This is a genomic window from Pelodictyon luteolum DSM 273, from assembly GCF_000012485.1.
Taxonomy (GTDB): domain Bacteria; phylum Bacteroidota; class Chlorobiia; order Chlorobiales; family Chlorobiaceae; genus Chlorobium; species Chlorobium luteolum.
The window spans coordinates 1,489,379-1,501,090 of sequence record NC_007512.1; the positions used below are offsets into that span (position 1 = coordinate 1,489,379).

At 56.7% G+C, this 11,712-nt stretch carries 10 protein-coding genes and 2 tRNA genes; 4 read left to right on the forward strand and 8 right to left on the reverse strand.

The annotated features are described in order from the left end of the window. Positions 1 to 12: 12 nt before the first annotated feature. A tRNA-Met gene (locus tag PLUT_RS06805) sits at positions 13 to 89 on the forward strand. A 316-nt stretch (positions 90 to 405) separates the two neighbouring features. Here the strand turns inward: PLUT_RS06805 and PLUT_RS06810 are convergent. Both PLUT_RS06810 and PLUT_RS06815 read right to left on the reverse strand, forming a co-directional pair. Further along, on the reverse strand, positions 406 to 1,710 hold the full coding sequence (locus tag PLUT_RS06810) for a type II toxin-antitoxin system HipA family toxin (RefSeq protein WP_011358047.1): 1,305 nt from the start codon (positions 1,708 to 1,710) through the stop codon (positions 406 to 408). 3 nt (positions 1,711 to 1,713) lie between these two features. Further along, a complete protein-coding gene (locus PLUT_RS06815) occupies positions 1,714 to 2,055 on the reverse strand; it encodes a helix-turn-helix domain-containing protein (protein ID WP_011358048.1) in 342 nt (113 codons plus the stop codon). A 509-nt stretch (positions 2,056 to 2,564) separates the two neighbouring features. On the opposite strand from PLUT_RS06815, the gene PLUT_RS06820 reads away from it, so the two are divergent. The 3 genes from PLUT_RS06820 (at position 2,565) to PLUT_RS06830 (ending at position 4,679) form a co-directional block, all read left to right on the forward strand. After that, positions 2,565 to 2,637: transfer RNA gene (locus PLUT_RS06820), tRNA-Gly, on the forward strand. Between the two features lie 36 nt (positions 2,638 to 2,673). After that, positions 2,674 to 3,126, forward strand: a complete 453-nt coding sequence (locus PLUT_RS06825) for a hotdog fold thioesterase (protein WP_041463852.1) — start codon at positions 2,674 to 2,676, stop codon at positions 3,124 to 3,126. 137 nt (positions 3,127 to 3,263) lie between these two features. After that, complete coding sequence (locus tag PLUT_RS06830) at positions 3,264 to 4,679, forward strand: B12-binding domain-containing radical SAM protein (protein WP_011358050.1); 1,416 nt, start codon at positions 3,264 to 3,266, stop codon at positions 4,677 to 4,679. A gap of 133 nt (positions 4,680 to 4,812) precedes the next feature. Here the strand turns inward: PLUT_RS06830 and PLUT_RS06835 are convergent, their stop codons facing one another. From PLUT_RS06835 to PLUT_RS06860, 6 genes are all read right to left on the reverse strand, one after another. Further along, the gene (locus PLUT_RS06835) at positions 4,813 to 5,241 is read right to left on the reverse strand and encodes a DUF2141 domain-containing protein (RefSeq protein WP_238974566.1); all 429 of its coding nucleotides are present in this window, start codon (positions 5,239 to 5,241) and stop codon (positions 4,813 to 4,815) included. A gap of 29 nt (positions 5,242 to 5,270) precedes the next feature. Beyond that, entirely contained in the window at positions 5,271 to 7,085 is a 1,815-nt protein-coding gene (gene aspS, locus PLUT_RS06840; protein ID WP_011358052.1) for an aspartate--tRNA ligase, read from the reverse strand. Between the two features lie 130 nt (positions 7,086 to 7,215). Continuing rightward, positions 7,216 to 7,509, reverse strand: coding sequence for a hypothetical protein (locus tag PLUT_RS11995; RefSeq protein WP_238974567.1), 294 nt, complete (start codon positions 7,507 to 7,509; stop codon positions 7,216 to 7,218). Between the two features lie 389 nt (positions 7,510 to 7,898). Beyond that, positions 7,899 to 9,089 (reverse strand): DNA polymerase III subunit gamma/tau, encoded by a 1,191-nt coding sequence (dnaX, locus tag PLUT_RS06850; protein ID WP_011358053.1) that lies wholly within the window; start codon positions 9,087 to 9,089, stop codon positions 7,899 to 7,901. Beyond that, positions 9,086 to 10,369 (reverse strand): YihY family inner membrane protein, encoded by a 1,284-nt coding sequence (locus PLUT_RS06855; protein WP_011358054.1) that lies wholly within the window; start codon positions 10,367 to 10,369, stop codon positions 9,086 to 9,088. The genes dnaX and PLUT_RS06855 overlap by 4 nt, the downstream gene beginning before the upstream one ends. Positions 10,370 to 10,429: 60 nt before the next feature. Continuing rightward, complete coding sequence (locus PLUT_RS06860) at positions 10,430 to 11,707, reverse strand: MFS transporter (protein ID WP_011358055.1); 1,278 nt, start codon at positions 11,705 to 11,707, stop codon at positions 10,430 to 10,432. Between the last annotated feature and the right edge of the window lie 5 nt (positions 11,708 to 11,712).

An 11,712-nucleotide genomic window follows, 5' to 3' on the forward strand; every position in this document is an offset into this window, starting at 1 on the left:
CAGCCCGGAAATGGTGAGGTAGCTCAGTTGGTTAGAGCACAGGATTCATAACCCTGAGGTCGAGGGTTCAACTCCCTCTCTCACCACCACTTCCAAGTTTACCACCATGCGTAAAGCGCCGAAAGCCCCTATTCCACAGGGGTTTTCGCGTTTCTGCCATTCGCCTCTTTTCGCTCATACTACCATTATCCGCATTATTAATCCGGCAACGAAACTACGAAGCTTGTGCATACCGGACTTTTGGGTGATTGAATAGCTTCGCAACTTTCCTGGCGATTTCTGAAGATGCCTCAAATGTGAAACGGTCTTCTTTCGAATTGTTTCTTTGTTCCGCGAAACACCGCCCTTGTTTCCATGCACGGCCGATTTCTCTTGTGCAAAGCACGACAGACAGCTCTAGACTTTTCATTTCAGGTATATAAGGGTCTTTGAGATCTGGTCCCGTAAGGCAGGATTAACCATGACTTCATCGGCATAGTGCGTCCAATCCGCAACCGCAGCATTGACTTCATCGATGATGCCGGCGGCTTTTTTTACACTGACGGATTTGCCGATGGCGAGCAGGTCTTCCCTGGTGATGTCTCTGCGCTTGCCGTTGATGCTCAGGGCATGCTGACTGACCCATCGATGATCGGGCTGCCAGGCGTGGCAGACATCATACGCCGGTGCCAGTTCCCATTTTCCGCCCTGTTTCAGCCGGAATGAAAAATTCTTGGTATGGTCGTCACAGTTCCGGGCCGCGACGTTGAAGGTCATCCTCCTGAACAGTTGCTCGGCATCGGGATAGGGCAGTTTCAGTTCGCGCATGGTCTGAAAAAGCTGTTCGTAGCTGAAACTCATGACCAAGTTGTAGTCGAAGTGCTTCAGGGCACTGAAGGTCTGGATATGATGTTTCGTTGATCCTCCTTCACGGTCGAACCGTTTGGTCATGAAGTGCGCCCTCCCGTGTTCCTCCAGCAATCGGCAGGGCATCATGGTGATGCCGCAGGCCTGGGCCATGTGGTAGTAGGCCATTTCCACCCGGCCATAGCCGTGAGATGAGCCGAGTTGCACGTCGCTTACGCCGTCGAGCTTTAATAGCCAATGCGAGAACCCTTGTGGGGCATTAGTCTGCCCAGATCGAACCTCTCCGGTTTTCTCGTTCAATGCAATTATGGCCTTCGGCCTTGCACCGCCTGCCGAGGTGCCGATACGCAGCAGTTCCGACACCACCTTTTCCGTGTCCGCTTCGAGGTTGGTTGAAAAGGCCTCTTTGCTGGAGAGCATCCTTTTGGCAATATCCACCAGCGTATCGATCTCCAGAGAAAAGGTCCGTTTGCTGGCTTTCCAGACAGCCGGTTCGAATTCCAGAGCACCCATTCCACGGGTGCCCATAAAGCAGAGCATTTCGACCGGATTCATGCTGTTCTGTGGGCGGCCCTGGCGGGCCAGCCACAGATTGATCAACTGGTTACCGTACCGGTCAGGCAACACATCGGCCAGGAGGCCCGGCAATCCTTTGAAATTGTCCAGTGCAGGTTCAGCCTTTTTGCGCAGCGAGGGAAACAGAAACAGATTCCCAACATATGAGATGGGCATCTGCAGGGGAGCAAGGTCCCATCCCTTCGACTTGAACCGGGGATCAAACTCAAAGGTTGCCAGACCGGCCGCATCATCCCAAGCGACAGCTCCGGCCAGTTCTCCCCATATTCTGACTTCCGCTACGTCCATTGCTTACCATTCATGTTCTGTGGAGTCGTTGCGCTGTTTGCCTCTGGCCCGATGCCTTTTTTCTTTCTGCATTCTGGCCAGTGCCAACGGACTGAGGCGCTGCTCCACGACAAAACTATCCATGACCTGCAACTGCTCCAGTACTCTGAGTACCTGGATCAGGGTGCCGAGAGTGACAGTCTGGCCTCTTTCCAGCAAACTCAGAGTCGAGCGGCTGATGCCCGCCGCATGGGCAGTCGCGTCCTGTGTCCGGTTCTGTTCCAGACGATGGTGCCGCACAAAAGCGCCTATGTAGGCGGCAAGCGCCTGGTCACTCATTGATGTCCAATTGATGTTCTCAGTCATACTCCTGCTTTTTGCCTCATCAATGCACTAATCACCATTGGAAGATACCCTTAATCATGCGAATGCTCAAAATAAATGAGTGACATATCATTCACTATATATCAATAATGCCCTTAATGCATGACTTTCTACGCCTTGATGCATAGTGCAGCTACGGATGGCGGTCTTGCTCCAAGACGTCTCTATATACGCCATGCGCCACTCTTCCCGCTGAAGTGCGATTTCAGCCTCAGGAACCGGAACTGAATGACGACAATGAGCGGCAGGCGAAGCGGCTCATTCGGCCGGTGCGGCATCGCGATGAAGGCGACATCCAGCGCATTTATGTGGGCATCCTGTGGATCCCGGCAAAAAAGTGAACGGTTTTTTTAAAAAAAAGTGTCATATTCCTTTGCACAAAAGCGGGGACTTATTTTACATGGAAAGATGATTCAGGTGACGATATTTTCAGCCCCCGCTGAAAAAGTCTGTAAACAGGAGGGCATTCATTGCCTCTCTCACCACCAGATGCGGGTGTAACTCAGTTGGTAGAGTGTTTGCTTCCCAAGCAAAATGTCGCGAGTTCGAATCTCGTCACCCGCTCCCTGTCCGGAACCCTTTCCACGAACTCCTCCGCCCATGACCCAGCCATCCGTTTTCTTCGGACCCGCAAGCGCGGAAGAAATCAACCGGACGCAGATCCTTGAAGGGCAGATGGCCCACCACATCGGCATTGAAATGGTTGAAACGGGACCCGATTACATGACGGCCCGAATGCCGGTCGACCAGCGCACCATCCAGCGCATCGGCATCCTCCACGGGGGCGCCTCGCTTGCCCTTGCCGAAACCGTCGGCAGCATTGCCGCATCCTACGTCGTCGACCGCGAAAAGTTCTACATCGTCGGACAGGAAATCAACGCGAACCACATCCGCCCGACGAGAAGCGGATACGTCTACGCAACGGCCCGGCCGCTGCACCTCGGCAGAACATCACAGGTCTGGGACATCAAGCTGAAGAATGACGAGGGTAAGCTTACCTGCGTCAGCCGCTTCACCGTTGCCGTCCTGAAAAAGGATCCCACCCTCAGCTGACATCTCCGTCAGCGCCGACCCCCTTTAGCGATTTTAAAGCCATCCCGGCCGTTTTTATCAAAACTTTTCCTAACTTGGAAGTTCTTTAGCTTAAGGAACCTACAGGTCTTTTCACCTCATTTGTCGTTTTTCAGGGTATGCAGACTGAACAAGCCGAAACCTTCATCGATCCTTCCGCCGCTTTCGCAACATCCATCTCCCCGGAAGACATCCTCCAGCAGCTCGCACGGCAACAGAAAACCAGAAAGAAATGGCTTCTGATCCAGCCCAAAAGCATTACCAGCATGATGGTGGACTCCGGCACCGTCAGCATGCCCCTGAACCTCATTATGGTGGCGACCCTCGTCGGACAGCTGTTCGAAGTCACCTTTATCGACGAACGCCTTGGAGAACAGATACCCGAAGACTTCTCCCCGTATGATGTCGTGGCCATCACCTCCCGCAGCCTCAATGCCATGAAAGCATATGGTATCGGCGACCGGGCGCTCCGTCAGGGCAAAACCGTCATCCTCGGCGGCGTCCATCCCACCATGCTTCATGAAGAAGCCGCCTCGCACTGCACAAGCGTCGTCTACGGCGAGATCGAATCCATATGGACGGAGCTGGCCACCGATATCCTCAACGGCCGCATGAAGCCGCTGTACCGCGCCAAGGAGCTGAAACCGATGGGAGACATGCACCGACCGGACTTCAGCTACGCGCTGGCCTCTAAAAACTCAAAGAAATACAGTTCAAGGATTCCGATCCTGGCCACGAAGGGGTGCCCGGTCGGCTGCAACTTCTGCACCACGCCCACCATCTACGGCAAAAATTACCGCTACCGTGAACTTGATCTGGTGATCGAGGAAATGCGATACCACCAGGAGCGCCTCCAGAAAGAGAAGATCAATCTCTCCTTCATGGACGACAACATCAGTTTCCGGCCGAAGTACTTCATGACGCTGCTTGAGGAGATGTCGAAAATCGGCGTGCGCTGGAACGCAAACATATCCATGAACTTTCTGGACAAACCCGAAGTGGCGGAACTGGCCGGACGCTCCGGATGCGACCTCCTCTCGATCGGCTTCGAGTCGCTCAACCCGGAGACCCTCAAAAGCGTCCACAAAGGCTCCAACCGCCTTGACAACTACGCAAAGGTGGTCGACAACCTCCACCGGAACGGCATCGCCATCCAGGGCTACTTCATGTTCGGGTTCGACAACGACACCGAGGAGAGTTTCCAGCTCACCTACGACTTCATCATGAAGAACCGGATCGAGTTCCCGGTCTTCTCGCTTGTGACCCCCTTCCCCGGCACGCCCTACTTCGACGAGATGAAACCCCGCATCCGCCACTTCGACTGGGACAAGTACGACACCTACCACTACATGTTCGAGCCGCAGGGCATGGGAGGCGAAACCCTCCTGAAGAACTTCGTCAAACTCCAGCAGGAAGTCTATAAAGGAAAGGCGATCATGCGGCGCATGCAGGGCAAGCCGCTCAACTGGGTCTGGCTGGCAAACTTCATGATGAACCGCTTCACCCGGAAACTGACGCCGGAGATCTACCTCTGAAAATTGCGGAAAGAGGGATACACGCCTGAAAGCAGGGGCGGGCATGCGGATTGCATGCCCGCCCTTTTTCGTTCAGGGCAGAGAGAAGTGGCCAACAGGCGGGAAATACGAACATGGAAACAGCGTTTCACTGCTAGAGGTAGCGCATGTTCACCCGGATCGCTTTTTCCGGGGCGTCAAGAAGGAAGGATGCATCGTTGAATGAAGGCGGGCCGAATGATGTGCGGGGGTTGTTTGATGTGCCGACACCCTCTTTCGGCATGCCGAGGAAGTTGGCATCCAGCCTCCCGTTGCCGTTCCGGTCATGAAAGATGGTGAGGGCGTAGGTGCCGTAGGGAACGGCATCAAAGCGGGCGGAAGTAACGCCTGACGGTATGGTGAGGGTTCTCGCTGCCCGGGCAGTCTTGGCCGGGAACCCTTTTTTTTCATTGAACAGGGCGATGATGCAGCCGGCATTTTCGTTACTGAGGCCGGAGACGGAAACGGTGATCGAACCAGTCTCGGCTGCCTGAAGGGACCCGGCGCCGGCAAGAACCGGCACCAGAGCAAGAAAAACAGCCACTGGCAACAGAACCGTCCTTAGGAGCCCCATCACTTCTTCTCTTCTTCAGGAAGGTCAAGGCGGATATGGAGCTCCCGAAGCTGCGCCCCGGTAACTTCAGACGGAGCCGCCATCATGAGATCCTGTGCCTGCTGGTTCATCGGGAAGGCGATGACTTCGCGGATGTTCTGCTCATCGCGCAGAATCATGACGAGACGGTCAAGGCCCGGTGCGATACCTCCGTGGGGCGGTGCGCCGAGCTTGAAGGCCTCGATCATGTGCCCGAAGCGCAGATCGACCTCCTCGCGGCTGTAGCCTGCGATCTCGAAGGCCTTGTACATGATCTCGGGCTTGTGGTTGCGGATGGCGCCGCTGGAGAGCTCGATGCCGTTGCAGACGATGTCGTACTGGTAGGCCAGCACGTCGAGCGGGTCCATGGTCTCAAGTGCCTCCATCTCGCCCTGCGGCATGGAGAATGGGTTATGGGAGAAGTCGACCTTTTTGGCGTCCTCATTGTATTCGAACATCGGGAAGTCGACGATCCAGCAGAATGATAGTTCGTCGGGGTCAAGGGTGAACAGGTCGCCGAAATAGGTGCGCATGCCGCCCATGATCTTGCATGCCGCCTCCCATTTGCCTGCAGCGAAGAAGACCACATCCCCGGTCTCAAGCGTGAGCTGGTCTTTCATGGCCTGCAGTTCGGGCTCCGTCATGAACTTCACGATCGGACCCTTCGGGCCTTCCTCGCGGAACTGGATGTAGGCCAGTCCTGCCGAACCGAGCTCTCTGGCCCTTTTTTCAGCCTTGTCATAAAAAAGGCGGGACTCGGTCCCACGACCTTTCAGGACGAGCGCCTTCACGGCACATCCGGGCTTTGTGTTCGAGGCGAAAACCTTGAAACCTGAATCCGTGAACATCGGCGTCACATCCTCGATCTTGAGCGGGATGCGCAGGTCCGGCTTGTCGGTACCGTAGCTGTCCATAACCTCGCGGTAACTGATGCGGGGAAAGGGGAACCGGGTGATGCGTTTCTTCGACATGGTGTCGGTAAGATGGCGGAACATGCCCTCGAGAATCTCGAACAGGTCGTCCTGCTCGATGAAGGCCATCTCCATGTCAAGCTGGTAGAACTCGCCGGGGCTGCGGTCCGCACGGGCGTCCTCGTCGCGGAAGCATGGCGCGATCTGGAAATAACGGGGAAAGCCGGCAACCATGAGCAGCTGCTTGAACTGCTGGGGTGCCTGCGGCAGTGCATAGAACTTCCCGGGATGCAGACGGCTCGGGACCAGAAAGTCACGTGCACCTTCGGGAGAACTGGAGGTAAGAATAGGGGTCTGTATCTCGATGAAGTCACGCTCCTCGAGGTAGCGGCGGATGGCGGCACTGATGCGGCTGCGGAAGATGATGTTCTCGTGGATCTTTTCCCGGCGAAGGTCTATGAACCGGTACTTGAGCCGAAGCTCTTCGGACGTCTGCACCTCGTCGGCAACGGGAAAAGGCAGTGGACGTGCGTGGCTTTCAACGCCGATCGCTGAGACCACGACCTCGATCGAGCCTGAAGCAAGTCGGGGATTGATGGTTTCCGAAGAGCGCGCGACAACCCGGCCCTCAATGGTGATGACTGACTCTGCGTGCAGACGGCCGGCAAGTTCGAAAAGCTCCTCCCGCTCGGGCTGCACCACGAGCTGGCAGATGCCGGTATGGTCTCGCAGGTCGATGAACACAAGGCCGCCGTGGTCGCGGATTCTGTGGACCCACCCACCGAGCCTTACCTCACGGCCTTCACCATCAAGGCCTAGCTGGCCGCAGTAGTCGGTGCGAAAACGGTTTTTGAGTGCATTCAGCTCGCCTGCTTCTTTCGTCATAATATCTATGGATGTCCTTGGGATTGAAATACTTGTCGGCCGGCTGCGGCCGGAAAGACTGAATATGAGGAATTTTCATCATTTATAAAACCATCAGCATGTGGAACCCCGCACACAGCTGAACACACGATCAATAGATCAGCTCCCCTCCGAACTCCTTAATGATGTAGCGGACGACCTCGTTCGTGCCGGTCAGTTCCCCAAAGAGGGTGAAGACGCTCTTCTCTCTGGTGCAGGCGTCTTTTTCCGCATCGTAACGGATGCGGACCCGGAGCGGTTTCTGGTAAAACGCCGTCAGCTTCTCTCCGAGCAGGTCGGCCGCCCCGATCAGTTCCTCGCATGAGAACTTCCGGCAACAGACGAGATCGAGAACTCCTTTGGCGTTGCAGGCCGTAATCTCGCATAACTGCAGGTGCGTTGCCATGACGGACCCTCCCCCTTTCTGGAGACTGTCGAGAAAGAGGTTCCACTCAAGGCGAAGAGCCTGTAGATCTCCATCATCGCATGCCGGGGAGCCGGACGGAGAGGGGCCGCTGCCTCCGGAAACGGAAGGAAGGCGGGCAGCGGGGTTTGAGACGTAGCCCGTGAATTTTTTCTGCCATGAACCGAGGTCAAGCCCTTCTTTATGGGGCGCGGGATTTGGCTGCCCGGTCGCTGCAGGCAGAGACTGGTCGAGCGGGGTATCAAAGGCCTCGGGGACTTCTACAGGCGGCGGCTCCGGCAGAGGAGCTGGCTCAACGGAAACAGGCGGCTGCCCGACAGGCTCACTCTTCTGGGAGGCGACTGAGGGATCGGCAGTCTTTCGGCGGGATGCTACATCAGGGGCTTTTTTTTTTGAGGCTCCTGCGTTATCGGAAGCTTGCCAATGTCATCGGCCGGAAGGTGCAGCTCGATCAGCCGGAGAAGGGCCAGCTCAAAGCGGAACTGGTACTCGAACTGGAACTTCAGTTCTTTCTGGGTTTCAAGCAGGAATGAAGCCATCTGCATGAGCTGCCGGGCGGAAAACTTGCCGGCATCGGCCTCATAGCGCTCCCGGACGGCATCGGGCCGTTCGACAAGGCGCGAGGAGCGGAGGTTCTGCACCATGAGGAGGTTGCGGAGATGCTCGATCAGCTTTTCAAGAAAATCCTGCTCGTCATAGCCGTTCTGGATGACGAACTGAGCAACCTCGATCATGGCTGGAGCATCACCGGCGGCAATGGCGTCGGTGACGGCAAAAAGCTGTTCGTCATCAATGTAGTTCAACAGCTCTGCCACGTTCTGGTAACTGATGGCGCCATCCCCTCCTGATTGGGCTGAAAAGGCGATCACCTGATCAAGGATGCTCTGGGCGTCACGCATCGAGCCCTGGGCTTTGCGGCACACCAGCTGCAGGGCGTCCGGTTCGACCTTGATTCCTTCGGACTCGCAGATGCCCTGCAGCTGCTGCTGGATTTCGGGCAGCGGGATCCGCTTGAAATTGAACCGCTGGCAGCGCGAGGCGATGGTCGCGGGAATCTTGTGCAGTTCAGTCGTGGCGAAGATGAAGATGGCATGCGGCGGCGGCTCTTCAAGCGTCTTCAGAAACGCATTGAAGGCTGCAATGGAGAGCATGTGCACCTCATCGATGATGTAGACCCGGTAGCGCCCCTTCTGCGGGCCGTAACGGACGTTCTCGCGCAGAGCGCGGATATCGTCGACGCTGTTGTTTGAAGCGGCATCGAACTCGGCGATGTTGAGGCTGGTGCCGGTCTCGAAGTCACGGCAGCTTTCACACTCCCCGCAGGGCTCGGTAACATCGCGGAGCCAGTCAGCATCATCGATCATCCTCTGGCAGTTGAGGGCCTTGGCAAACACTCTGGCAGCCGTGGTCTTGCCAACGCCTCGAAGACCCGAAAAAATGTACCCGTGGCCGAGCCGTCCCATCCTGAGCGCATTCTGGATCGTGCGGGTGATATGCTCCTGCGCCGTGATGTCGGCAAATTTTGCCGGCCTGTATTTTCTTGCGATTACCTGATAACTCATACCTGCCCTTCGTTACTTCCATCCATCAGTTGTATGAGGGGGACGTGCATGCTCTCTTCGAAGCATGCGCCGAGACGCTCCCGAACCCCCTGCAGTTCAATTCCATCCCATGCAGGCCCGGCCTGACCGAAATCCTCAGCGCCGAAATCCGGCGGGAGCTTTATGAAGAGGTCGTACAGCGTCATGACATGGAGGTCGCTCGCCGCAGCCATCCCGCCGCTGGCGGTCAGATGCATGAAGCGGCACTCAAGAAGAATATCCACAATTTTTCTTAAAGAGGAAGGGTTCTCTCGATGAAACTCCCTGAGAATTTTTTTCATGTCCAGAACAACGCCCTCCCCCCCTGCACGCCAGACCATCCGGAGTACTGCGAGCATGAGGGGAACACCCCTCAAAGGATCGAACTCCGGGGCCGCCGGGCCGGAAAGCCTCCGCGCCCCGAGGCAGTAGACGATTTCTGCGCCGGTCAGTACGACGACCCAGCCGAGGTAGATCCAGAAAAACAGCATCGGAATGACCGACAGGGCTCCGTAGATGTGCTCGAACGTTGCCACATTGGCCACATAGAACGCAAACCAACGCTTTGAGACCTCAAACAGCAGCGTTGCCACAAGTGCGCCGGAAAGGGCGTGAAGGAAACGGACCCTGCGGTTCGGCACAAGGAGGTAGAGCAACAGAAGGGCAAGCACGGTGATGGTGGAGGGAAGCAGGGAGAGGAGCCGGGTTTTCAGCTCGAGCAGCGGACCTTCCGTGAAGACCGTGTACCAGACGAAGGAACTTGCCGCAAGGCTCGTGGCCAGAAGCACGGGTCCGAGCGTCAGGACCGTCCAGTAGAGGGTGAAGCCCTGCAGGACCTTTCTCGGCGAGTGTACCTCCCAGATCTCGTTGAGGGTATGGTCGACGGTTGAGATGAGGACAAGAGCGACAATGAAGAGAAACAGGGCCCCGAAAATGGGCATGGTGAAGGTGTTGCCGATGAAACCTGAGAAATACTCCCGGATCATCCCGCCGGTACCCGGCACGAAATTATGCACGATGAAGTCTTCCACATACGGCTGGAGCGGGGCGAAGACGGCAAAGACGTTGAGAATGGAAAGCACCACGGCAAGAAGGGGAACGATCGAGAGGAGGGTCTGGAAGGCCAGTGAGCCGGCGCTGAGAAATATCCGGTCATGGCGGACGTTCTGCAGGAAGAACGGAACGAACGAACGGAAAAAAGCCCCCGCCTCTCCGATCCGCCGGTGCATGCCGTCCATGATTCCGTTGCTGCCAGGTGCCATTCGTATCCGCTGTTCAGTTTAGCGCACCTTCGGGGGCGCCTTTCAGGGTAAGATAGCAATTCAGCCGGAATCGGAGGCACCCGCGGCCGAAGCACCGGCGAGGCTGCTTTCGGAACGGACCCTCGTCATCAAGAGAAGTCCTGCCATGAAAAAGAGCAGGAGCGAAGCGAGAGCCGCTTTCTGGCTTCCCGCTCCGGCCGACACAAGACCGAACACCAAAGGGCCGGCAATGGCGGAAGCCTTGCCGAAGGTGCCGTCATAGAACCCGAAAAACTCCGCCAGATGTGCCCGGGGCGTCAGGCGGGCCATCATGGAACGGGAGGCCGCCTGCGAAGAGCCCATGGACATGCCGGCCAGCATGCCGGTTGCAAAAAACATCTCTTTGCTGTCGGAGAGAATAGCTGCCAGGATGACCAGAAACCAGATGATGAGGGTAATGACGATGGTGCGCTTGGGACCGATCCGGTCGGTCACGAAACCAAACGCCACTGAACCCGCAATGGCGGTGGTCTGCACCGTCATGAAAAACACGATGAGCTCTCCGGTTGTGAAATGGAGCGTGTTCTGGGCATAGATGAAGGCAAAGGCGATGACCGTCAGAATGGCATCGTTGTAGAAAAAGTAGGCAAGAAGAAACCGTGACAGATCGGGGAAGGATCGGATATGGGTAACGGTGTGGCGCACCTCCCTGATGGAGCGAACTATCCCCTCCAGAGAGAGCATCGGGCCCGCCCTTCGGCCGGAGTCCCGGAGCACGAGAAAGAGCGGCGTGGCGAAGAGGGCGAAAAAAGCTGCGGCAATGAGAAAACTCAGCTTGAGGTTCCCGATGTTCGACACAGTGACCCCGCCCTCGAGCAGCGGGCGGACGAGCAGCAGGATCGAAAGCGCCCCGAGGTATCCCATCGCGAATCCGTAGCCTGAAAGGCGGCCGATGCTCTTTTCGGATGTGATCTCCTTGAGGTAAGCGTCATAGAACACGAGCCCGCCCTCGAAGCCCATGTTGGCAAGCACAAAGAGCACGAGCGCCAGAGCAGCCGTCCCGGGCCCTGAAAACGAAAGGAGTGCGGTTGCAAGAACCGACATGAGGGTGAAGGAGAAGAGGAATCGCTTGCGCCGGCCCGACAGGTCGGAAGCTGCGCCGAGCACTGGAGAGACCACGGCGACAAGCAGCATGGAAATGCTGACGCCGGCACCCCAGAGGGCGTCTCCGGAAGGGTCTCCCCCGCAGATGACGTTCTTGAAGTAGAGCGGGAAGACGAAGGTGACCATCATCACGCTGAAGGAGGTGTTGGCATAATCAAACAGCAGCCATGCAAACACCTTTCTTCGCTGGGTCACGATGG

Excerpts from the sequence above, each read along its gene's own strand:
- PLUT_RS06810 (WP_011358047.1), bottom strand. The coding sequence starts at position 1,710 with ATGGACGTAGCGGAAGTCAGAATATGGGGAGAACTGGCCGGAGCTGTC.
- PLUT_RS06815 (WP_011358048.1), bottom strand. The coding sequence starts at position 2,055 with ATGACTGAGAACATCAATTGGACATCAATGAGTGACCAGGCGCTTGCC.
- PLUT_RS06825 (WP_041463852.1), top strand. The coding sequence starts at position 2,674 with ATGACCCAGCCATCCGTTTTCTTCGGACCCGCAAGCGCGGAAGAAATC.
- PLUT_RS06830 (WP_011358050.1), top strand. The coding sequence starts at position 3,264 with ATGCAGACTGAACAAGCCGAAACCTTCATCGATCCTTCCGCCGCTTTC.
- aspS (WP_011358052.1), bottom strand. The coding sequence starts at position 7,085 with ATGACGAAAGAAGCAGGCGAGCTGAATGCACTCAAAAACCGTTTTCGC.
- PLUT_RS11995 (WP_238974567.1), bottom strand. The coding sequence starts at position 7,509 with ATGGCAACGCACCTGCAGTTATGCGAGATTACGGCCTGCAACGCCAAA.
- dnaX (WP_011358053.1), bottom strand. The coding sequence starts at position 9,089 with ATGAGTTATCAGGTAATCGCAAGAAAATACAGGCCGGCAAAATTTGCC.
- PLUT_RS06855 (WP_011358054.1), bottom strand. The coding sequence starts at position 10,369 with ATGGCACCTGGCAGCAACGGAATCATGGACGGCATGCACCGGCGGATC.